Raw genomic sequence first — 21454 nt, 5'->3', positions numbered from 1 at the left:
ACAGGTGGTGACTTAAATGATATTGTGTCACTGCATAATTATGGTTCAGATGAGAATCTGACAGATGATTTCCAGTGACTTTCCAAGTTAACTAGAAATATAAATCAGGTCAAATATCACCGGGATAAGGTCAGGACAGGTGATAAATAAAGTTAATACTATGATTTATAAGTAGAAAAATTAACATTAGTGTTGTGTGATATAGATCATGTTAGGATTTTAATGTGATTTATATCACTAATATTAGTGTAATATCTGTTTTGTATATGCTGTTAAACTTTTATTTATTAGATTTAAAATCTTACTAATGATAACTTTATGGAATTAATATGTATTTTTGTTTCTTTATGAGAATAAAGTTTTATCTTTTTGGGGTATTAAAAGAGTAAAAAAGAATTTTATGCTTATTTTATCAATGTGTTTGATTATTTATTCATGCTTGGATTGTGCGGAAAGACCGGCAGGAGTAAAAAGCCAGAATAATGTTTGGGAAGTCATAACTAAAACTATTAAATAATACTATTGTTTTACCAGGTCAACAATTTCTGTTATTCCTTCAACGAAGTGGCCGGTTTTTTACGGTATGATCCGGAATGGTCATATTTAACGGGAGTCTTTATGAAATGAAGCTGCTCAGGGGCCTGGCCCAATATTATGTTGATTTAATGATGAAATTGGGGCTAGTGCGCTTCTCATTACTGCTTGCATCTGCACTGGTCGTTCTTGCTATGGGTGTACAGATGGTAGTCACTTTTCTGCTTCAGGGAGGAGTGCAAAGTATTGATTTAGTTCGCTCAATATTTTTTGGTTTGTTGATTACACCTTGGGCTGTCTATTTTCTTTCGGTTGTTGTTGAACAGCTCGAAGAGTCCCGTCAGCGATTATCTAAATTAGTTGAAAAGTTGGAAGTTATGCGTCAGCGTGATCGGGAACTTAATCAGCAATTAAAAGACAACATTATTAAGCTTAATCAGGAGATCTCAGAAAGAGAAAAAGCTGAGCAGGCGCATCTGATATTGTTGGATAAACTCAAAGAAGAGATGAAACACCGTGAGCAGACGCAGATTGAATTGGAACAACAATCTGTATTGTTGAAATCTTTTCTCGATGCTTCTCCTGATTTGGTCTATTACCGTAATGAAAATAATGAGTTTTCTGGTTGTAACCGGGCGATGGAATTGCTGACGGGTAAAAGCCAGAAACAACTTGTCGGGCTGACGCCAAATGATGTTTATGACAAAGAGGTTGCTCGCAAGGTAATGAAAACCGATGAAAAAGTGTTCCGTCATAATGTTGCGCTCACTTATGAACAATGGCTAGTTTATCCCGATGGTCGAAAAGCCTGTTTTGAGCTTCGGAAAGTCCCTTTTTATGATCGGGTAGGAAAAAGACATGGGCTTATGGGATTTGGTCGCGATATAACGGAACGTAAGCGTTATCAGGACGCTTTGGAGAATGCAAGTAGGGATAAGACCACTTTTATCTCAACGATTAGCCATGAGCTTCGTACGCCTTTAAATGGCATTGTTGGTTTGAGCCGTATTCTGCTCGATACTGAGTTGACAGCTGAGCAAAATGACTATCTGAAAACGATTCATGTCAGTGCCATCACGCTTGGTAATATTTTCAATGACATTATTGAAATGGATAAAATTGAACGGCGTAAAGTGCAAATTGATAATCAGCCAATTGATTTTACCGGTTTTATATCCGATCTGGAAAACCTCTCTGGGCTGCTGGTGCAACCGAAAGATATTAAATTTGTAATGAACCCAGAACTGCCACTGCCTGCCAGAATCATGACAGATGGTACTCGTTTGCGCCAAATTCTGTGGAACTTGATTGGCAATGCGGTGAAATTTACGCAAAAAGGTGAGATTACTGTTCGAATCTGGTACGAAGAGGGAGAACGTTTGCTGTTTGAAGTCACAGATACGGGGATTGGTATCCCACATGATGAGCTGGAGAAGATTTTTGCGATGTATTATCAAGTGAAAGGCAGTCATGGTGGTTGTCCAGCAACGGGAACCGGTATTGGATTGGCGGTATCCAAACGTTTGGCTCAAAGTATGGGAGGGGATATTGTGGTGGAAAGTGAGCCGGGACAAGGTTCTCGATTTACACTGTCTATCATTGCACCGGCTATGGAGGAGAATCTTTTATGCAAAGAAGATACAGAAGATTATCCACTTCCAGCGTTGCATATCTTATTGGTAGAAGATATTGAGCTGAATGTGATTGTTGCTCGCTCTGTATTGGAGAAATTGGGTAACAGCGTGGAAGTCGCTATGAATGGTAAAGATGCGCTAGAAGTGTTTAAGCCAGGAGAGTTCGATCTGGTACTGCTTGATATTCAGCTACCCGATATGACCGGGTTAGATATCTCCCGGGAATTAAGTCAGCGATATGCCAAAAAGGATCTGCCCCCGCTGATTGCACTGACAGCAAATGTCTTAAAAGACAAAAAAGAGTATCTGGATGCAGGTATGAATGGTGTGTTGAGTAAGCCGCTTTCTGTGAATGCGTTAACCGCCATTATTGAACAATATTGGGGGGAACAGTCTGTGCATCATATGCAGCCGGAAGAAGAGGAGTCAGGATTGGTGAAAAAAGGTGAAGATTTACTTGATACAGAAATGCTTAACCAATACATCGAGCTCGTTGGGCCTCAATTGATTCGCAATAGTCTGAGTGTGTTTGAAAAGATGATGCCGGGTTACTTATCTGTTCTGGATTCAAACATGACAGCTAAAGACCAGAAAGGCATTACGGAGGAAGCGCATAAGATAAAAGGTGCTGCGGGATCGGTTGGATTGCGTCATTTACAGCAACTGGCCCAGCAGATTCAATCACCTGATTTACCTGCATGGTGGGATAATGTTCAGGAATGGGTTGATGAGTTAAAGCAAGAATGGAGAAACGATACGGAAATTTTGGGAGAATGGTTGACGGACGCTGAAAAAAAATAACCCCAACCGAGGTTGGGGTGCGCGAATACTGCGCCAACACCAGGGAAAACTTTTTACACGCCTATCTAATATTTGGTTGCGGCGAGTAAATGAGGAATTCTCCATACATCATACAAGTACCAACATAGCAAAGATAAGATTTTTTGTTACAAGATTCATTAAAATCTGTGATGAAGATTGGTGTTTAACCCCCTAAAGGGTTAAGCAATAATCTACTACAAATGGAGTGAGGTATGAAATCAGTTGCGGTTGTCTTAAGTGGATGTGGTGTATTCGATGGTAGCGAAATTCATGAGTCAGTATTAACTCTGCTTTCTTTAGACCGTTTAGGTGTTAAAACGAGCTTTTTTGCGCCTGACGAACCACAACTTCATGTTATTAATCATATTAACGGTGAAGAAATTGGCGAAGAACGTAACGTTCTACAGGAATCTGCCCGTATTTCAAGGGGAAAAATTAAGCCTTTATCACAAGCAAATGCCGATGAATTTGATGCCCTGATAATTCCTGGGGGATTTGGTGTTGCAAAGAATTTATGTGACTTTGCCGTTAAGACAGTTGATTGCGAAATAAATAAGGATTTATTAAGTTTGGTAAGGGCTATGCATAAGCAACATAAACCGATGGGATTTATGTGCATTGCGCCTGTTATGTTGCCAAAATTACTTAATAAACCGGTGAAACTAACGGTCGGCAATGATCCTGAAACGGTTGCTCAAGTAGAAGCAATGGGGGGTGTCCATATAGTTTGTGAGGTAAATGATGTTGTTGTTGATTTAGAAAACAAAATTGTGACAACACCAGCCTACATGCTTGCTGAATCTATTTCTCAGGCAGAAGTGGGAATTGATAAACTTGTCAGAAAAGTATTGGAAATGACTGAGTAACTGGATGCGAAATCCTTTTCAATTTTTATGGTACTGGCTTAAAAAAATCGTAATCTCAGTTACTATCTTATGGATAGTTTCTGTTGTTGCATTTTCATTTTTGCCAGTGCCTTTTTCTATGGTTATGGTTGAACGCCAGATTAGCGCTTGGTTATCAGTTAATTTTTCTTATGTATCTCATTCTAACTGGGTAGGGCAAGGACAAATATCGCCAAATATCGCATTGGCTGTTATTGCTGCGGAAGATCAAAAATTTCCACAGCATTGGGGATTTGACTTTGATGCTATCGAAAGTGTACTTGCGCGTAACCAAAATAATTCTGGAAGACTCAGAGGAGCTTCAACGATTTCTCAGCAAACGGCCAAAAATTTATTTTTGTGGGACGGACGTAGCTGGGTAAGAAAAGGGTTGGAAGCCGGGATGACCTTTGCTATTGAACTGGGATGGTCAAAAAGTAGAATTCTGACGGTTTACCTTAACGTAGCAGAATTTGGTGATGGCATTTTTGGTGTTGAAGAGGCATCTAAACGCTATTTTCATAAATCAGCCAGTAAATTGACGGCATCAGAAGCCGCTTTACTTGCTGCTGTATTGCCTAATCCACACCGCTATAAAGTTAACTCACCTTCGGCTTATGTCTTACAGCGTCAGCAATGGATTTTGCGGCAAATGCGGTTGTTGGGCGGGGTGAGTTATCTTGAAAAAAATGGGTTAATGAAAAGAAAAATGATTGAAGGAAGAATGAGAGGTTATTCAGTTTGACGTGGGATGATGAAAAGGGTAAAACGCCAGCGCCAAAAAATGACGCGGCCTGATACCTGAATGTTTGACCGATTTATCGTGTCATCACTTTCAATCAATATATTTAATTCAAATAAGTAAATGCGGTTGTTACCCGTTTAACACCGTTAGTTTCGCTGGCAATTTTCGCTGCGGCGTTACCCTCTTGTTTGGTCAGAATGCCCAGTAAAAAGACTTCGCCGTTTTCCGTAACGACTTTTATGTTAGAAGACTTAACCGAGTCACTAGCCAGGATTTTTGAGCGTACTTTAGTTGTAACCCAGGTATCCTTAGAAGCAGTACCTAATTCAACAGGTTTCCCCTGACGAATTTCATTGTAAACGGTGTGTGCTCCATCAACACGCGATGCGATCTGTTTAGCACGGTCTGAAAGGCTTGAGTCTGGGCTTTGACCTGTCAGTAAAACTTTTCCTTGATAGGCAGTGGTAATAATACGGGTTTGCTCTTTGAGCTGCTTATCTTTGTTAAGCGCATTACTAACACGGGCTTCGAGAGTACTATCGTCAACCTGTTGACCAATAGTTCGGGGATCGGTTGCGGTTTTAGTCGCTACGGCAGCAGAACTGACCACGACCGCACCAATACATCCTTGTAACATTACAGCAGCACAAATCGTAGCTAATAGGGAGAAAAATCGCATTATTGGCTCCTTAGTCATCCTGATGGGGAAAAAGTGTATTATCGATTAAGTCACATAAGCAGTTAACTGTTAGCATATGAACTTCTTGAATTCTGGTACTGCGATGAGATGGAATACGAATCTCTACGTCTTGTGGCCCGAGTAAGCCGGCAAGCTCACCACCATCATAGCCAGTAAGGGCGACAATTGTCATATCGCGGGTTACAGCGGCTTCAACGGCTTTGACAATATCACGGCTATTACCATGTGTAGAAATCGCTAATAACACATCGCCTGGCTGACCTAATGCCCGTACCTGTTTAGCATAAATTTCATCATGCTGTTTATTGCTTGAAATCGCAGTGATGACCACATTGTCTGCATTAAGTGACAATGCGGGCAGGCTTGGGCGCTCAGTTTCAAACCGGTTAATCATATTGGCAGCAAACCGTTGGGCAGTCGCTGCTGAGCCTCCATTACCACAGCAAAGGATTTTATTACCATTCAGTAATGACTGAACCATCATCATTGCCGCTCGCGAGATAGCATCAGGTAATGCTTCTGCGGCTGCAATCTGAGTTTGAATACTTTCTGTAAAACAGACTTTAATTCTATCCAGCACGTTTATAACCTACTCAGTATCATTTTAACGAGTAAACTCATTTTGATTGAAGGCATTTTGCAACCATTCAAATTGTTGACCAGTAATAGCACAAATATCAAAGCGACAAGAAGAGGTTTCAAAACATTCACCTCGTTGAAACAGCCATACTGCGGCAGCGTGTAATAATTTTTTACGCTTGCTACGGGTGATTGTCACCAATGCATCTCCATATTGTCCTGATTTGCGAAAACGGACTTCAATAAAGACCCAAGTTTGCTTGTCTTTCATAATCAGGTCAATTTCACCACCGTGAACTTTCACATTTGCGGCGATAAAAGATAATCCTTGTTTTTGTAAAAACAACTTTGCCTGCGCTTCATAGTTGCGTCCTAGCAGATAACTTGTCAGCTTTTTTATTTTCATCCTGCTTTTTTATTTTCATTCTGAAATGAGTCATTTGAATTGAAAGGCCGCTTGGTAGCAAGCGGCAAGTTGCTAAATAGCCGTGATTTGGCCTTGATGATATTGCATCCATGAGAGCTGTCGGAAAATGGTGCAGTTTTCTTGAACAGACAGCACCCCGGAAGCACCATTGAGTTGGAAATCACTTTGAAGCTGAACTTGACTGAATTGATTTGCTAATGACCAGGCATCAATACCCATAGCATAAAGGCGCATCAAAGAGTAATCATTTGTAAATTTACTGGCTGCTTGCTGCATCAGTGACAAGTTAGCACCGGCGATTAAGGGAATGTCACTGAATTGCATTCCCTCCATCTCCAGGCGGAAATCGGGACCAACGCCAGCCTGATTACTGCGGGAACTTGCGTAAAGGGCGGGCTTATCGCGGGAGCTGATTGCCATATCAATCATTGTCTTAATTAGCGTCAGTTCATCCAGGGTAGAAACAATGTAAACTGCATCCACTGAGCCGCCAGTAGAAGTAGGAACGACATCGGTGTTTATCTGGGGGATTTCCAGATCACCAATAGCGATTGATGTAGGTTGATTGCTTGTGACATTGACGGCTGTTCCGGTCAAGCGAATACCGGTACCTCTATTAATTAATTGTTTCAGTTCGGCGGAAGAGCCAAAAGTTTGTTGCAGAACAGCATGTCCCCCTTGTTTTTGCCATTCCTGTGCAAAGGCTTTGGCAATGCGATCACCAAAAGTCCCTCTGGGGACCAAAATCAGAGGATTCTGTTTCTGTTGCTGCCAAATATGTTCCGCAGCATTTTTCGCTTCATCTTCTGGTGACAAAGAAAAATAGCAGATATTAGAGTGTGGTTGAGCATTGTCTAACTCGTTTAGTACTAGCATGTTTAATGCAGTATCTATCTGAACGAGTTTAACCACATCTGGCTTAAGTAACGGCCCGACAACTAAATTCACACCATCCTGCTTAGCCTGAATGAATAAGTTTTCCAATGGCTGGCTGGCTGTGTCATAGATTTTGACCTGTTGTGTGTTAATTGGTGCATTGGCTATGACAGGTGTTGTTTGAGTGGTTGGTCTTGCTGAGTCTATGATCGCCACTTCACTAGGGGACATATCGGTAGAAACCATGCTATCTGACGCGCTATCGTTGTCTGCTATAGATAAATTTTCCGGGTTTTCTGTTGGTAATGATGGACTGGGTAAACCGGCCTGAGCATCAAGAAAACCTTGGCGAATGGCTTCACCGAATACTTTTGCTTGACCACTTAATGGCAGGAACAGAGCAATACGGATATTCGTATCTTGCTGTTGGATGGCTGCCTGTTGTAACTGAGTTGGGAGTGACTGTGCGGCAGGGTTTTGTGGATAACGAATTTTCCAGTCACGGATAGCTGCCTGTAGTTTGTCGGAGTCCTGTTTGTTATCCTGATAGGCACTGAGTAAGTCCAGCCAGCCTTGCAGAACATTTTCATCAGCGTTGATGACCAATCCACGGCGCTCTTGTGGTGAAAGACGGGTCAGCATTTGCCAGGTATCATCAATATTTTTTTGACGAGCCGCACTTTCTTTCACAAGTGGTTCCTGAGCGATATAAGCACGGATGACATCAAGAGAAGGTTCGCCATGGGCGGCATCAATGATGGATTGATAACGGGCGATTTCTGTACTGATTTTGTCCTGAGTTTGCGAAGGTTGTCGCCCCTGTTGATCAGGTACGGTACATCCTGCGATGATCATGACTGCCAGCATAGCTGAACAGACTAAACCAGTTTTGATACGCACAAAAATTGAGGAAAGCATACTGTATCCAGCGATGTTTTTTTCAAAGATGCTCAATTTTAAATCGGCCATTCGGATGAAACAATGAATCAACCTAATCGAGCAGTGGTTACGACATCCACGCTATATGTTGTACCAACCCCCATTGGAAACCTGGGTGATATCACTCAGCGTGCGCTTGAAGTTCTTGAGCATGTCGATCTGATTGCAGCCGAAGATACGCGACATACTGGCTTGTTGCTTCAACATTTTGCCATTAATGCACGCATGTTCGCACTTCATGATCATAATGAACAGCAGAAAGCAGATCAATTAATTACAAAACTCCAACAAGGGCAAAGTATTGCATTAGTCTCTGATGCAGGAACGCCCTTGATTAATGATCCTGGTTATCATGTGGTTCGCCGTTGCCGTGAAGCTGGTATTCATGTTGTCCCACTTCCAGGGCCTTGTGCGGCGATAACCGCCTTGTCTGCTGCTGGTCTGCCATCAGATCGTTTCTGTTACGAAGGATTTCTGCCCGCAAAGCGTAAAAGTCGGACAGATACTTTACGGGCTTTGCAACAGGAGCCACGCACATTAATTTTTTATGAATCCACTCATCGTCTGATCGAAAGTTTAGAAGATATGGTTGAGGTGTGGGGAACTGAGCGTTACATCGTTTTGGCACGGGAATTAACAAAAACTTGGGAATCCATTCAAGGGATGCCAGTAGGTGAACTTTTGGCGTGGGTTAAGGAAGATGAAACCCGTCGCCGTGGTGAAATGGTATTGATCGTTGAAGGTTATAAAAAACCGGATGACGATGTTTTGCCTCCAGAGGCATTAAGAACACTGGCGCTTCTTCAACAAGAACTGCCATTGAAAAAAGCAGCGGCATTGGCGGCAGAGATTCATGGTGTGAAGAAAAATGCGCTTTATCGTCATGGGTTGGGACAGAACGAAGAATAATGGCAATTGCTGATAAACAGGGCAGATAATCAGTAAACGCCTATACATCGTTGGACAAACCTCTTATAATCCGCCGCGGAGTTGACTAGACAGTCGCTGCTTTACCATTAATCCTTTGGACGATGGGTAGAGGAGAGGAAAGTCCGGGCTCCACAGGGCAGGGTGCCAGATAACGTCTGGGGGGTGAAAGCCCACGACCAGTGCAACAGAGAGCAAACCGCCGATGGCCTATTTAATGTAGGATCAGGTAAGGGTGAAAGGGTGCGGTAAGAGCGCACCGCACGGCTGGTAACAGTCCGTGGCACGGTAAACTCCACCCGGAGCAAGGCCAAATAGGGGTTCATTAGGTACGGCCCGTATCGAACCCGGGTAGGCTGCTTGAGCCAGTGCGTAAGTGCTGGCCTAGATGAATGATTGTCCACGACAGAACCCGGCTTATCGGTCAACTTCACAAATTTAGCCCCGTTAGATTGGAATCTGACGGGGCTTTCACTTTTTTAAGCAGCCAGATCAATTAACAGCCCCTGGAATTCCGTATCTGCTTTTAAAACCAGACGACTTTCTTCATGAATAAAAGCGCCATCTCCGCATTTAATTAAATTGTTATCCTTAGAATTGCCTCTTATTTTTATATTTCCGTTTAGGGATTGCAGATAGGCATTTTTTCCCTTCAATTGCAGATGATGAGATTGATTTTTATTAAGGAAAATATAATTTACCCACACTTGCTGACGTAATTGCATACTGCCATCTTCTGCGGTTGGAGAAGCTAGCATAGCCAATGGTTGTTCTGGTAATTCCATTCGTTGCAATGGTAAGCTTTCCTGCTGAGGAAAGGCATTCAGCCAAAGCTGCAAGCGCGTCAGTGGCTTATTAGTACTGGCATTATGTTCACTGTAGCTGATGCCTTGACGGGCAGAAAATAGCAAACATTCTCCCTTGCGCGCTCTGATGTAGTTGCCTTCGCTGTCACGGTATTCTGCTTCACCTTGTAGAATAATATTCAATATATCCACGTGTGGATAGGATTTAGGTTGGAAAGCGGCTTTGGGGGCGATGACTTCTTGATTGAGTACACGTAGCGCGCCATAACCTAAAAACTTTGGGTCAAAATAGTGACCAAATGAAAATGTATAACGAGCCTGTAGCCAACCATAGTCAGCTTTCCCACATTGTTTTGCTGTTCTATTTATAATCATGATGGTGGTTACCTTAAAAAAACACACACTAAGGATAGTAATTATCTGGACGGCGAAATGTTAGCCAGTTAATCTGGTCAGCATATTCAAATTTCCTGATTGAGAAAAATATGAGCAAAGAACGAGCGCTTACACTGGAATCTCTCCGGGTCATGGATGCGATTGACCGGCGGGGAAGTTTTGCTGCGGCCGCTGATGAGCTTGGTCGTGTTCCTTCTGCACTTAGCTATACGATGCAAAAATTAGAAGAGGAGCTGGATGTGGTGCTGTTTGACCGTTCGGGTCACAGAACTAAATTCACCAATGTCGGTCGCATGTTGCTTGAGCGTGGACGTCAATTGCTTGAAGCTGCTGATAAATTAACGGCTGATGCAGAAGCGTTAGCGAGAGGCTGGGAAACTCACCTGACAATTGTTTGTGAAGCGTTGGTTCCTGCTTCTTCATTATTCCCGTTAGTAGGTAAGCTTGCTCAAAAATCGAATACTCAGCTCTCTTTATTGACTGAGGTTTTGGCTGGTGCATGGGAGAGGTTGGAAACTGGTCGGACGGATATTGTTATTGCACCAGATATGCATTTTCGCGCATCGGCAGAAATTAATTCACGTCAGCTTTACAGCATTACCAATGTTTATGTCGCTAGCCCTGATCACCCTATACATCAGGAGCCAGAGCCTTTGTCCGATGTCACGAGGGTGAAGTATCGTGGTATTGCTGTGGCGGATACAGCGAGGGAGCGCCCGGTATTGACGGTTCAATTGTTAGATAAACAACAGCGTTTGACAGTCAGTTCTCTGGAAGATAAACGCCGTGCTCTCTTGGCTGGGTTGGGCGTTGCTACCATGCCTTATCCTATGGTGGAACAAGATATTGCAGAGGGTCGTTTACGGGTGATTAGTTCTGAATATAGCCATGACACAAATGTCATTATGGCATGGCGACGAGACAGCATGGGGGAAGCTAAGTCTTGGTGTTTGCGGGAAATCCCTAAATTGTTTGTTAGTCGGTAAGTAGAAGCGATGTGAGCAATCAAATTAGAAGACAGGCTGAAAAAAACATGATTCGATGATTGCTTAACCTGTGTCTTCCTGTGCCCTTAATTTGATTGCCGAAAGAGCTTGGCGGCTTTGCTACCAAGCTCTTTTTGAGCAGAGTTGTCATCACTGGTAGGTGTAAATTTTGTGATCTCTATTCGCTGAATATTGATGGTTCTATTTTTTTGGTGCCAGACAGTGATAAAAACAGGGAGACTTTCGTATTTATTAATAACACCAGAACGGCTTTTCCCTAGGTCAGAATGGTTGTCCTGATGTCAATATATTCTTATAGGGTTGTTGTCTCTATTATTGTGTATCTTTTCTTTAGTCAATGGCAACAAATAGGACAGGCCATAGTGCATTTTTCTTTGGCAAGAAAGATGCTATTATAGCAACTACCTGACTTTCTGAAAAATTGTACTTATCAGCCGAATCTGTCTCCATTTATTATTTTTAGCCAAAATGATTTTTTGCCATATGATATTGTTTGAGAAGATCATCGGTATTATCGTATGTGACAGAACAGCTACTTATGTTAATTGTTGTGTTATGTTTAGCATTGTCTTTGCTCTTTCTTTTATAATCTTTTATTTGTAGTCTCCAACGTATTCCTAATACCCCAATTCCATCGCTTGAGTATTTGTCTTCATAGAAATTATCTATTAGTAAAATAAATTTAAATAATTATATTGTGATAGAGCTTAATATAATCAATAAATACAGTGTTGCTATTATTAATTTATGGTGTGATGATAATTCGTTTTTGCGTTTTTAACTATATTTTACATGATCTTATTTTTGTGATTAAAAAATTTAATTGGATTAAATAATCTTTAAATATATTTAAGTTAATTGTTGTTTATTTAAATTAGCATTGTGGATTTTAATAGAATTTACACTGCGAATTCTATACTCTTTATATTAAATTATTAAGAGTTATCTTAATGTGTTAATTTATTATCGAGCATGGATTTAATTATTTCTTGCCGAGAGGTGAGATGATTATTTATTTTGATGAAATAACTATTTTATCAGAGTCACTGTGATTCAATAGAAGTTTAGCTTATTGATTAAAGTGAGCCGAAAGATCTTTGGGATCTTTCGGCTTGCTATTTACCTTTAGGCTGAATATTGGATATCTGGCTGATAAAATCCTTGAGCGAGAGTGAGGTTTTGATCGTTTCACCTTCTACCTGAAAACTGTTATTTTTCAGATTCAGAACAGCCACAGCAGAATATTACCAGTTTCTCTTCATCAGACGATCGATACTGAATTTACCTGGACCTGTGATAGACAGTAACAGATAACCTCCTCCGATAGTCAGGTTCTTAAGAAACATAGTCTGGTTCATCCCTTCAGCAAAATTGCTGTGGAAGAGCACGGCAGTCAGGACACAGAAACCAAAGGTAAATAACGCGGTGGTGCGAGTTAAGAAACCAAATAGAACTGCCAGACCACCACCCAATTCAAGTAAGATTGTCAGTGGTAATAGAAAGCCAGGGACGCCCATAGCATTCATATATTGTTGAGTACCCGCGTAGGAATCACCTAATTTTCCATAACCTGCAACGATAAACAGAATCGGCATCAAAATGCGAGCCAGTAGTAGGGCACTATCTTCAAATTTTTTCATTAACAACTCCTAAAACGCAGAGAAATAATAATAGTTTTTTTGATGATTAACTTGTACTAACTCGAAATAGCACGATTTGCTAATCATTAACGGATGGAATGTATACTAAAGGTAGGTGAGCTTAGTTGTAAGCAAGGATTATTAACAATTTTATACAAAGTTTTTGAATGTAGGTAACTAAAGTTATCATCAATGAGATATATTATGAAGAATTATTTCCATTTCAATATTCGAATGATGTGGCGCGACAAACGATAAAATTTCATAGGATGACGCAGGCTATATAAAGAGATAGCGTGGATTGCGGGTCGCAGATAGGGTTTTAATGACAAAAGCTTTTGCCAGCTTTTGTCATAAGGTTCAGTAAAGCTCTTCCAGAGCTGTGTATTGTTGGAAAGTTCAAGTCGCTGTAGCTGGATATTTCTGATTAGTTGCTGTTTTTTAAGCTTTTTTTCCTGACGTTGTTTACTCATTACTGTGATCCTCCAACATTTCTCTATCTATCTTTAATTGCTCGCGAGTTGCACTAAGTAATGTTGAATTTCGCGCTTTCCTGATGGTCCATATAAGGCCAATAAGCGCCAGAATGAGTAGTGTGCTAGTGGTACTAGCTAATACAATAAAGCGCCAGCTAGGATCGATAGCCCAAAAAATCATAACAAGCAGACACATGAGGCCGAAAGCGGTAAGCAGTAGTGTCAGACTGGCTATGACTATTAGCTGTATCAAAGTGGCTTTTTCTTTTTCCAACTCCAGAACGATCAATTGCAAACGAGTTTCTACTATCTCGATAACAACAGCGGCAATGCGTTGGAGAATGTCAAGGACCCCTTTACCGGGGCCTTGAGATTTGGATGAGTTGATCATATTAGCGTTTAGCTAACACTACACCTAATATGGCACCGACAACAGTACCAATACCGATGCTTACCCAGGGCTTATCGTGAACGTAGACATCAGCACGACCCGCCATATCTTTTGTTTTCTTAACAACCATATCACTGGCATTACTGAGTTTAAAACGAGTATCTTTGATGACTTCCTCTACTTTGCCGCGAAGTTCTTCCAGCTCGACTTTGGATTTATCACCAGAGCTTTTGATTACTTCTTCCAGTGTATCTGCGAGTGATTTTAGTTCAACGTGTAGATCTTCAGTAGTTTTGATCTTTGACATGTAGATTACTCCTCAATGTAAGGTGTGTGTATTTGACTTAGTCAGTTGCTTTTCCTAATGCCGGAAAAGACTATCACTAAATATAGCTTATATTTTGGAAGGTGAATAAAAAACATTAGCGTTATTTCACTATTCTGCTGCAAACGATACTTTCATCTGCAGCAGGGAGGGATATTGGATTTTATTGGAATTAATTACTTTTTTTGAGGGGGTTGGCAAGTTTTTTTACGCCATACAACTAACAAACTGCCGCTAAAACCAATAATGAGTAAAGCAAGTGGCAGTAATATCAGGAAATTCATTACCAAGTCTTCATATTGACGGAAAATGGGGGTCTTACCAAATGCATAACCTAAAGAAGTAAGGATAATGACCCACAGGAAGCCACTGAGCCAGTTAAAAAACTGGAAACGACTGTTTTGTAGACCTGTCAGTCCTGCAAGTGTTGGTAAGAGGGTTCTGACAAATGCGAGGAAGCGGCCAAGAAGTAAAGCTGATAGGCCGTGGCGGTGAAAAAGATTGTAAGCTCTTTGGTGATAATAAGCTGGAAGGTGAGAGAGCCAGCCTTGTACTGTCTTGGTATTTCCTAACCATTTTCCTTGGAGATAACCAATCCAACAACCTAAGCTTGCTCCGGCAGTTAATACTACAATCGTTAGGGGGAAACTCATTGCACCTTTGGCAATCAATACGCCAACTAGTATAAGCAGGCTGTCTCCTGGTAAAAATGCAGCAGGAAGGAGGCCATTTTCAAGGAAGAGAATCAAGAATAGCATGATGTAAATGGCCCATAATAGGGATGGGTTGGCCAGAGTTTCATAATCCTGGTACCAAAGTGCATATATAAGTTCTTTTACTATTTCCATCAGGTGTTCCTAAAATGCCTTTGTTCGTTCATCCTGAAAGCATGAGGCTAAACCGATTAAATTACATCCTATTTTACGTTATTTGGTTGGTTTTCATGCCTTTTCACCGTTGAAAAAGGCAAATGACGCAGCCTGCGCCACTGTAACAAAATCAGGGGTGACTAAACAGAAAATTTTGGTGATCAATTGAACGTTCATTAAAATAGGATAAGAAATGGGTCTATGAGGTTGGATGAATTGCGTTTGTTCCTACTGTTTTTATTGTCATTTTTTTATTTTTTCAGTGGTAGATTGATTCTTGTCTGAATTTGATTTATTTTTCACCGCAGCAAAGGGGAGTAACTTCCTTGCCGGTTTATCGTCATTACGATGCAACAGCATCCGGTAGCCGGGCAACCTTGAACTTATACCTGATGGTACATTTTCTGTGTTGTAAGTGAGACCTTGCCAGAAGGCGAGGGTTGCTTGCAATACATCCATCTCCACGATGTGGGGAAGAAATATAGCAGCGGCTGGCGTCTTCTGAGACTTCAGCCGTTTTTGTTTGTGAGAGAAAGAAAATGAACTCTGTGGGTAGCCCTCTTTTATGGGGAAGTTTTGCTGTCTTAATTACGATTATGTTGTTGCTGGATCTATCCTTACAGGGGCGTAAGAAAGAGCAGGCAATGTCATTTCGTCAAGCTGCTGTCTGGAGTGTGATCTGGATAAGTTTATCGCTCTTATTTGCATTAGGATTATGGTGGTATTGCAGAGAAACCGCAGGGGAAGTTGTTGCCAATAGTCAGACAATGGCTTTCCTTACTGGGTATTTACTTGAGAAAGCACTTGCTGTTGATAATGTGTTTGTTTGGCTGATGTTATTTAGCTATTTTGCTATTCCGGCAAATTTGCAACGTCGGGTGCTCATTTACGGTGTCTTAGGCGCAATTGTGTTGCGTACCGTGATGATCTTTGCAGGGAGCTGGTTGGTTTCTCAATTCAGTTGGATACTCTATTTGTTCGGCATCTTTCTGCTGGTTACCGGCGTTAAGATGGCGTTGGCGAAAGAGGATGATTCCCCGATAGGCGATAAACCTTTTGTCCGTTGGCTAAAAGCGCATATTCGCATCACTGATAATCTTCACGGAGAACGTTTCTTTGTGAAAGAAAAGGGGTTGTTATATGCGACTCCACTAATCTTGGTCCTGATTCTGGTTGAAATTAGTGACGTTATTTTTGCGGTAGACAGTATTCCTGCTATTTTTGCTGTGACTACAGATCCTTTTATTGTTTTGACCTCTAATCTTTTCGCTATCTTAGGATTACGTGCGATGTATTTTCTGCTGGCAGGGGTGGCAGAGAAATTTACAATGCTGAAATATGGTTTATCAGTCATTCTGGTATTTATCGGTATGAAAATGCTAATAATGGATTTTTGTCATATTCCTATGGGGATTTCTCTGGGAACTGTAGCGAGTATTTTGACAATAACAATGATTATTAATGTTTGGGTAAATAAATACAGAACTAAAGAGATACAGTAATTAGATAACTATTTTTTAACAGATAACCATATCTTTCTTGAATGGGGAGATATGGTTTCTTATTGTCTTAAATTGCTGCGAAATGGTTAAACATAAAAACAAATAATTGTGTTTTGTAAATGTGTAAATTGCCGTTTTGATCACACAAATGTGAATGTATTGTTAATAAGTGCTGGCGAGGTTGTATATTTTAACTATCGTAGCTTTTCACTACTCTTGGTTTCCCTATACTGAAGAAACAAACACAAAAAATATAGGCTTAACAGAACTGTTAATAAAATGGATCAGCTATGGAAAAACAAAAACGTGGCTTCGTGCATTACATTGTACAAGGGAGCCTGGTTAAACAAATTTTGATAGGTTTAATTGCAGGGATACTGTTAGCGTGGTTGACACCTTCGGTTGCCAAATCAGTCAGTTTACTTGGGACGTTGTTTGTTGGCGCCTTGAAAGCAGTAGCCCCGGTATTGGTATGGATTCTGGTCATGTCTTCTATTGCTAACCATAAAAAAGGCCAAAAAACCAATATTCGTCCAATCCTTATCCTCTATATCTTGGGTACATTTTTTGCTGCTCTGGTTGCCGTAGTCGGTAGCTTTATGTTCCCGTTACAACTGGTGCTAGCTGTCAATGATGCTCAAATGTCTCCGCCTGAAAACATTATGGAGGTGATTAAAGGGTTACTGGTTAATGTTGTCGCTAATCCAGTAAACGCGTTACTGAACGGTAACTATATCGGTATCCTTGCTTGGGCTATTGGTTTGGGTATCGCCCTGCGTCATGCAACGGATTCAACTAAGTCTCTAATTCATGACATGTCTGAGGCGGTTACTCAGGTTGTTCGCGTGGTCATTCGTCTTGCACCGATTGGTATTTTTGGTCTGGTGTCTGCAACAATTGCAGAAACGGGATTTGGTGCCTTACTGGGATATGTTCAACTGCTGGTTGTATTACTGGGTTGTATGTTGGTTATGGCACTCATTGTAAATCCGTTGATTGTTTACTGGAAAATTCGTCGTAATCCTTATCCGCTGGTATTTGCTTGCCTGCGTGAAAGTGGTGTAACTGCATTTTTCACTCGCAGTTCGGCTGCAAATATTCCAGTGAATATGGCGATGTGCCGCCGTATGAATCTGCATGAAGATACTTATTCAGTTTCTATTCCATTAGGCGCAACTATCAATATGGAAGGCGCTGCGGTGACCATCACGGTATTGACTCTGGCTGCGGTCAATACGCTAGGTATATCGGTTGATTTGCCTACAGCATTTCTACTGAGTGTGGTTGCTGCAATTTGTGCCTGTGGTGCTTCTGGTGTGGCTGGGGGATCGTTATTGTTGATCCCTTTAGCGTGTAGCATGTTTGGGATTTCCAATGAGATGGCTATGCAGGTTGTGGCAGTTGGTTTGATTATTGGTGTATTACAGGATTCCGCGGAAACGAGTCTGAACTCTTCTACCGATGTATTGTTCACTGCCGCTGTTTGTCAGGCTGAGGATGATCGTCTGGCATCGGATCAACTAACTCAACGTAATTAATTGATTGAAGTATTTTGGTTTAAAAAAAGATTAGGTAAGAAAGAGTAAAATATCCGCGCCAGGAAGGCGCGGTTTGAGGATTTACTCTGTTTTTACGGCCTGTCTATGACCGTCATTATTTATCATCAAATTTTAAGGCCTAACCGAGTACCTTGATCGATAGCCCGTCGGGCATCCAATTCCGTTGCAACATCTGCCCCACCAATAAGATGCACTGTTTTTCCCGCTTGCTGTAACGGTTGATATAATTCTCTCAGTGGCTCTTGTCCGGCACAAATAACGATATTATCTACGGCAAGGCAGCGCTGTTCACCATTGCTGCTAATATGTAATCCCTGATCATCTATTTTCAAATATTGCATATTGTTGAGCATTTTCACACCACGCAGGTGTAGATTGGTTCTGTGTATCCAACCTGTTGTTTTACCTAGTCCTTCACCAACCTTTGTCGGCTTACGTTGCAATAAATAAATTTTCCGGGGAGAAGATTCCGGTTTGGGGCCTTGAGGGGATAAACCACCACGATGTGTCAGATTATGGTCAATACCCCACTCTTCACTGAAAGCGGTGCTATCAAGGCTAGAACTTTTTCCTGGTTGACTCAGATATTCTGCGGTATCAAAACCGATGCCACCTGCGCCAATGATAGCGACACGTTGACCGACATTTTTCTTATCTCTTAATACATCTAAGTAGCTCAGTACCTTTTCGTGATGGATACCATCAATTGTGAGTTGGCGAGGCGCAATGCCGCTGGCGATAATTACTTCATCGAAATCAGAGAGTGCTTCGGTTGTGGCAGTCTGGTTCAACCGTACATCAACATGATGGATTGCTAACTGACGCTGAAAATAACGCAGTGTTTCATGAAATTCTTCTTTACCTGGGATCTGTTTGGCAATATTAAATTGTCCGCCAATCTGTCCGTCTCGTTCAAACAGAGTGACATGATGACCACGACTGGCAGCGGTCACCGCGAATGACAATCCGGCAGGTCCGGCACCGACAACCGCCAGTTTTTTCGGTGTGGTGATTGGTTCGGCGGCCATTTCTGTTTCGTGGCAGGCGCGGGGATTAACTAAACAAGAGGCTATTTCACCGACAAAAATCTGATCCAGACATGCCTGATTACAGCCAATACAAGTGTTAATCTCATCGGCCCGTCCTTGTTGGGCTTTCATAACAAATTCAGCATCAGCCAGAAAAGGTCGTGCCATAGAAACCATATCGGCACAACCTTGTGCTAGCACTTGCTCTGCAATGTTGGGATCATTAATTCTGTTTGTTGTGATCAGTGGAATAGAAACTTTCCCCATTAGCTTTTGCGTTACCCAACTGAATCCGGCGCGGGGAACCATAGTGGCAATCGTTGGAATTCGAGCTTCATGCCAGCCGATACCGGTATTGATAATAGATGCTCCCGCTTGCTCAATAGCAACAGCGAGTTGCTCGATTTCTTGCCAATTAGAACCATCCTCGACTAAATCCAACATCGAAAGCCGGTAGATTAGAATAAATTCTTTTCCTGTTGCTTGACGGACGGCTTTAACAACCTCCACGGCAAAGCGCATTCGATTTTCAAAACTTCCTCCCCATTTATCTTGGCGGTGGTTGGTGCGAGTAGTCAGGAACTGGTTAATCAGATAACCTTCAGAACCCATGATTTCTACGCCATCATAACCTGCTTGTTGCGCCAGTTGTGCACAATGAGCGAAGTCAGCAATGGTTTGCTGAATGTCCTCTTCTGTCATTTCACGAGGCATGAATGGATTAATTGGTGCTTGAATGGCAGTAGGGGCGACAAGGTGAGGTTGATAGCTGTAACGGCCGGTATGTAAGATTTGCATTGCAATTTTTCCACCAGCCTGATGAACTGCGTCTGTAATAACTTTATGGTGAATAAGATCTTTTTCATCTACCAGGAATGCAGTGCCTTTCCCTATAACACCTTGTTTGTTTGGCGAAATGCCGCCTGTGACAATCAATGCCACGCCTCCGGCTGCCCGTTCAGCGTAAAAGCGGGCAAGCCTCTGGGCGCGGTCGGGATGTTCCTCTAGCCCAATGTGCATTGATCCCATCAAAATGCGGTTTTTTAGTGTGGTGAACCCCAAGTCTAGAGGGGCGAACAGGTGAGGATAATGGCTCATTGCAATCTCCATCGGGTGTTTGTCAATCATAACCAGATTATTATTGTGTTTTAAACCACGGAACAAAACGCCAGGTGGTCGGATGAGTAATGGTTCAAATTTAGATGGAATAAGGTCAATTGGGAAAAAAATGTTAAATGAATGTGATGAAGGTCATGAAATCAGGTTTTGTCATAGAGTTAGTGAAAATAATCTGAATGCAAAAGTTGTTGATGTACTCTTTGTTGATTGGTTCTAGAAAGGTTAAATAGATCACACTGTGGGCCATAATCGATTTCAGTCGTTCACTTTCCCAGATAGTCCGTAGCATGGTTTTGTATTCTTACATGGAGAGAATAGAGTGACTGTTCCCCGCCGTAAAAAACGGTGAGGCTTCCCACTTCTCAGGCCGCAACCGTCGATGCAACGGATTTACGCTGGCCTCAAAGCCCTTTGGGCTTTTCGCCTGATATCCCCGTCTGCACTGGGCAAGGGTTTACGGCGGTTTTTGCTAATTCAGTCAGGCGATTTGTTTACCCAGTTTTAGTATTTTTTTCTGAATGATGCGACAGCCACCTGAGATGTTAAAAGTGCGGATTTTGCTTTAATAGGGGGTTGATTTTCCATATATTAATTCGATTCCGGTTTTGATTCCGGAATAGGGTGAGTTCTTCTATTCTGACTTAATTTATAACATCAGTGGTTATTATGAAAAAACAGATAACTGAATGGGTAACTTTGGCAGGAAAAGGGGTGACTTTAGAACCTCTGACACATCAACGGCACGATGAATTTTTACAAGCAATTGAAGAGGGTGAATTGCATAAATTGTGGTACACCCGTGTTCCTTCACCGGCTGAGCTGAGTAGCGAGATTGAGCGTCGTTTATTGCTACATAAAAAAGGTACTATGCTGCCTTTTGCGATTGTTGATCATCGAACAAGTAAAGCGGTTGGCATGACCACGTATATGAATATTGATTCTGATGTCCGCCGGGTGGAAATCGGCTATACTTGGTATGCATGTTCTGTTCAGCGGACACATGTTAATACGGAAGCGAAATATCTCCTATTGAAATACGCTTTTGAAGAATTAGGGTGTATTGCAGTGGAGTTTCGCACTCATTTTTTTAATCATCAGAGTCGAAAAGCGATAGAACGACTGGGTGCAAAACTTGATGGAATTCTGCGTAGTCATGGTGTATCTAAAGATGGCAGTATCAGGGATACCTGTGTTTACAGCATTATCAGTGGTGAATGGCCTGCGGTTAAAATACATCTTGAATGGCTGATGGTTAAACCGAGATAAGAG

General features: G+C 41.8%; 21 protein-coding genes and 1 other RNA gene. 10 read left to right on the top strand and 12 right to left on the bottom strand.

Annotated elements, in window-relative coordinates:
* The first annotated feature begins 623 nt into the window (after window positions 1-623).
* From arcB to mtgA, 3 genes are all read left to right on the top strand, one after another.
* The gene (gene arcB, locus LG003_RS06920; RefSeq protein ID WP_262980416.1) at window positions 624-2969 is read left to right on the top strand and encodes an aerobic respiration two-component sensor histidine kinase ArcB; all 2346 of its coding nucleotides are present in this window, start codon (window positions 624-626) and stop codon (window positions 2967-2969) included.
* A 233-nt stretch (window positions 2970-3202) separates the two neighbouring features.
* A complete protein-coding gene (gene elbB / locus LG003_RS06915) occupies window positions 3203-3856 on the top strand; it encodes an isoprenoid biosynthesis glyoxalase ElbB (protein WP_112878879.1) in 654 nt (217 codons plus the stop codon).
* 4 nt (window positions 3857-3860) lie between these two features.
* Window positions 3861-4619, top strand: coding sequence for a monofunctional biosynthetic peptidoglycan transglycosylase (gene mtgA, locus LG003_RS06910; RefSeq protein ID WP_112878878.1), 759 nt, complete (start codon window positions 3861-3863; stop codon window positions 4617-4619).
* A 103-nt stretch (window positions 4620-4722) separates the two neighbouring features.
* On the opposite strand, the gene dolP is transcribed toward mtgA, so the two are convergent.
* The 4 genes from dolP to LG003_RS06890 form a co-directional block, all read right to left on the bottom strand.
* The gene (dolP, locus tag LG003_RS06905) at window positions 4723-5298 is read right to left on the bottom strand and encodes a division/outer membrane stress-associated lipid-binding lipoprotein (RefSeq protein WP_112895518.1); all 576 of its coding nucleotides are present in this window, start codon (window positions 5296-5298) and stop codon (window positions 4723-4725) included.
* Window positions 5299-5308: 10 nt separating this feature from the next.
* Window positions 5309-5899, bottom strand: coding sequence for a DnaA initiator-associating protein DiaA (gene diaA / locus LG003_RS06900; protein ID WP_112878876.1), 591 nt, complete (start codon window positions 5897-5899; stop codon window positions 5309-5311).
* Window positions 5900-5923: 24 nt separating this feature from the next.
* Entirely contained in the window at window positions 5924-6304 is a 381-nt protein-coding gene (locus tag LG003_RS06895) for a YraN family protein (RefSeq protein ID WP_112878875.1), read from the bottom strand.
* 72 nt (window positions 6305-6376) lie between these two features.
* Complete coding sequence (locus tag LG003_RS06890; protein ID WP_112878894.1) at window positions 6377-8119, bottom strand: penicillin-binding protein activator; 1743 nt, start codon at window positions 8117-8119, stop codon at window positions 6377-6379.
* A gap of 63 nt (window positions 8120-8182) precedes the next feature.
* Here LG003_RS06890 and rsmI point away from each other — a divergent pair, with 63 nt between their 5' ends.
* Window positions 8183-9049: a 16S rRNA (cytidine(1402)-2'-O)-methyltransferase gene (gene rsmI, locus LG003_RS06885; RefSeq protein WP_112878874.1), complete on the top strand. Its 867-nt coding sequence runs from the start codon at window positions 8183-8185 to the stop codon at window positions 9047-9049.
* A 77-nt stretch (window positions 9050-9126) separates the two neighbouring features.
* Window positions 9127-9503: RNase P RNA component class A (rnpB, locus tag LG003_RS06880), an RNA gene on the top strand.
* A gap of 43 nt (window positions 9504-9546) precedes the next feature.
* Here the strand turns inward: rnpB and LG003_RS06875 are convergent.
* A complete protein-coding gene (locus tag LG003_RS06875; RefSeq protein WP_112878873.1) occupies window positions 9547-10248 on the bottom strand; it encodes a pirin family protein in 702 nt (233 codons plus the stop codon).
* Window positions 10249-10358: 110 nt separating this feature from the next.
* Between LG003_RS06875 and LG003_RS06870 the strand changes: the two genes are divergently transcribed.
* The gene (locus LG003_RS06870; RefSeq protein WP_112878872.1) at window positions 10359-11255 is read left to right on the top strand and encodes a LysR family transcriptional regulator; all 897 of its coding nucleotides are present in this window, start codon (window positions 10359-10361) and stop codon (window positions 11253-11255) included.
* A 1265-nt stretch (window positions 11256-12520) separates the two neighbouring features.
* Here LG003_RS06870 and LG003_RS06865 read toward each other — a convergent pair.
* From LG003_RS06865 to LG003_RS06840, 6 genes are all read right to left on the bottom strand, one after another.
* Window positions 12521-12916 carry a DoxX family protein gene (locus LG003_RS06865; RefSeq protein WP_112878871.1) on the bottom strand — a complete coding sequence of 132 codons (396 nt, stop codon included), beginning with the start codon at window positions 12914-12916 and terminating at the stop codon, window positions 12521-12523.
* A gap of 212 nt (window positions 12917-13128) precedes the next feature.
* Window positions 13129-13389 carry a YqjK-like family protein gene (locus LG003_RS06860; protein ID WP_262980415.1) on the bottom strand — a complete coding sequence of 87 codons (261 nt, stop codon included), beginning with the start codon at window positions 13387-13389 and terminating at the stop codon, window positions 13129-13131.
* On the bottom strand, window positions 13382-13783 hold the full coding sequence (locus tag LG003_RS06855; protein WP_112878869.1) for a phage holin family protein: 402 nt from the start codon (window positions 13781-13783) through the stop codon (window positions 13382-13384). Before LG003_RS06855 ends, LG003_RS06860 begins: the two co-directional genes overlap by 8 nt.
* A 1-nt stretch (window position 13784) precedes the next feature.
* On the bottom strand, window positions 13785-14090 hold the full coding sequence (locus tag LG003_RS06850; RefSeq protein ID WP_112878868.1) for a DUF883 family protein: 306 nt from the start codon (window positions 14088-14090) through the stop codon (window positions 13785-13787).
* A 194-nt stretch (window positions 14091-14284) separates the two neighbouring features.
* On the bottom strand, window positions 14285-14956 hold the full coding sequence (locus tag LG003_RS06845; RefSeq protein ID WP_112878867.1) for a DedA family protein: 672 nt from the start codon (window positions 14954-14956) through the stop codon (window positions 14285-14287).
* Between the two features lie 264 nt (window positions 14957-15220).
* Window positions 15221-15436 (bottom strand): hypothetical protein, encoded by a 216-nt coding sequence (locus LG003_RS06840; RefSeq protein WP_112878866.1) that lies wholly within the window; start codon window positions 15434-15436, stop codon window positions 15221-15223.
* An 80-nt stretch (window positions 15437-15516) separates the two neighbouring features.
* Between LG003_RS06840 and LG003_RS06835 the strand changes: the two genes are divergently transcribed.
* On the top strand, window positions 15517-16479 hold the full coding sequence (locus tag LG003_RS06835) for a TerC family protein (protein ID WP_112878865.1): 963 nt from the start codon (window positions 15517-15519) through the stop codon (window positions 16477-16479).
* A 290-nt stretch (window positions 16480-16769) separates the two neighbouring features.
* Window positions 16770-18017, top strand: coding sequence for a serine/threonine transporter SstT (sstT, locus tag LG003_RS06830; protein WP_112878864.1), 1248 nt, complete (start codon window positions 16770-16772; stop codon window positions 18015-18017).
* A 125-nt stretch (window positions 18018-18142) separates the two neighbouring features.
* Here the strand turns inward: sstT and LG003_RS06825 are convergent, their stop codons facing one another.
* Window positions 18143-20164 carry an oxidoreductase gene (locus LG003_RS06825; protein ID WP_112878863.1) on the bottom strand — a complete coding sequence of 674 codons (2022 nt, stop codon included), beginning with the start codon at window positions 20162-20164 and terminating at the stop codon, window positions 18143-18145.
* A gap of 82 nt (window positions 20165-20246) precedes the next feature.
* Here LG003_RS06825 and LG003_RS06820 point away from each other — a divergent pair, with 82 nt between their 5' ends.
* Together LG003_RS06820 and LG003_RS06815 are read left to right on the top strand one after the other, a co-directional pair.
* Window positions 20247-20402: a hypothetical protein gene (locus LG003_RS06820; protein WP_158537793.1), complete on the top strand. Its 156-nt coding sequence runs from the start codon at window positions 20247-20249 to the stop codon at window positions 20400-20402.
* A 449-nt stretch (window positions 20403-20851) separates the two neighbouring features.
* Entirely contained in the window at window positions 20852-21451 is a 600-nt protein-coding gene (locus LG003_RS06815) for a GNAT family N-acetyltransferase (RefSeq protein WP_112878862.1), read from the top strand.
* Window positions 21452-21454 lie beyond the last annotated feature (3 nt).

Source organism: Photorhabdus kleinii, from assembly GCF_025384885.1.
Lineage (GTDB): Bacteria > Pseudomonadota > Gammaproteobacteria > Enterobacterales > Enterobacteriaceae > Photorhabdus > Photorhabdus kayaii.
This window is presented reverse-complemented; position numbering and strand designations above follow the sequence as displayed.

Excerpts from the sequence above, each read along its gene's own strand:
- dolP (WP_112895518.1), bottom strand. The coding sequence starts at position 5,298 with ATGCGATTTTTCTCCCTATTAGCTACGATTTGTGCTGCTGTAATGTTA.
- LG003_RS06850 (WP_112878868.1), bottom strand. The coding sequence starts at position 14,090 with ATGTCAAAGATCAAAACTACTGAAGATCTACACGTTGAACTAAAATCA.
- LG003_RS06860 (WP_262980415.1), bottom strand. The coding sequence starts at position 13,389 with ATGAGTAAACAACGTCAGGAAAAAAAGCTTAAAAAACAGCAACTAATC.
- rsmI (WP_112878874.1), top strand. The coding sequence starts at position 8,183 with ATGAATCAACCTAATCGAGCAGTGGTTACGACATCCACGCTATATGTT.
- mtgA (WP_112878878.1), top strand. The coding sequence starts at position 3,861 with ATGCGAAATCCTTTTCAATTTTTATGGTACTGGCTTAAAAAAATCGTA.
- LG003_RS06825 (WP_112878863.1), bottom strand. The coding sequence starts at position 20,164 with ATGAGCCATTATCCTCACCTGTTCGCCCCTCTAGACTTGGGGTTCACC.
- LG003_RS06845 (WP_112878867.1), bottom strand. The coding sequence starts at position 14,956 with ATGGAAATAGTAAAAGAACTTATATATGCACTTTGGTACCAGGATTAT.
- arcB (WP_262980416.1), top strand. The coding sequence starts at position 624 with ATGAAGCTGCTCAGGGGCCTGGCCCAATATTATGTTGATTTAATGATG.
- LG003_RS06840 (WP_112878866.1), bottom strand. The coding sequence starts at position 15,436 with ATGGATGTATTGCAAGCAACCCTCGCCTTCTGGCAAGGTCTCACTTAC.
- LG003_RS06875 (WP_112878873.1), bottom strand. The coding sequence starts at position 10,248 with ATGATTATAAATAGAACAGCAAAACAATGTGGGAAAGCTGACTATGGT.
- LG003_RS06870 (WP_112878872.1), top strand. The coding sequence starts at position 10,359 with ATGAGCAAAGAACGAGCGCTTACACTGGAATCTCTCCGGGTCATGGAT.
- LG003_RS06865 (WP_112878871.1), bottom strand. The coding sequence starts at position 12,916 with ATGAAAAAATTTGAAGATAGTGCCCTACTACTGGCTCGCATTTTGATG.
- sstT (WP_112878864.1), top strand. The coding sequence starts at position 16,770 with ATGGAAAAACAAAAACGTGGCTTCGTGCATTACATTGTACAAGGGAGC.
- LG003_RS06820 (WP_158537793.1), top strand. The coding sequence starts at position 20,247 with ATGAGTAATGGTTCAAATTTAGATGGAATAAGGTCAATTGGGAAAAAA.
- LG003_RS06855 (WP_112878869.1), bottom strand. The coding sequence starts at position 13,783 with ATGATCAACTCATCCAAATCTCAAGGCCCCGGTAAAGGGGTCCTTGAC.
- LG003_RS06890 (WP_112878894.1), bottom strand. The coding sequence starts at position 8,119 with ATGCTTTCCTCAATTTTTGTGCGTATCAAAACTGGTTTAGTCTGTTCA.
- elbB (WP_112878879.1), top strand. The coding sequence starts at position 3,203 with ATGAAATCAGTTGCGGTTGTCTTAAGTGGATGTGGTGTATTCGATGGT.
- LG003_RS06835 (WP_112878865.1), top strand. The coding sequence starts at position 15,517 with ATGAACTCTGTGGGTAGCCCTCTTTTATGGGGAAGTTTTGCTGTCTTA.
- LG003_RS06895 (WP_112878875.1), bottom strand. The coding sequence starts at position 6,304 with ATGAAAATAAAAAAGCTGACAAGTTATCTGCTAGGACGCAACTATGAA.
- LG003_RS06815 (WP_112878862.1), top strand. The coding sequence starts at position 20,852 with ATGAAAAAACAGATAACTGAATGGGTAACTTTGGCAGGAAAAGGGGTG.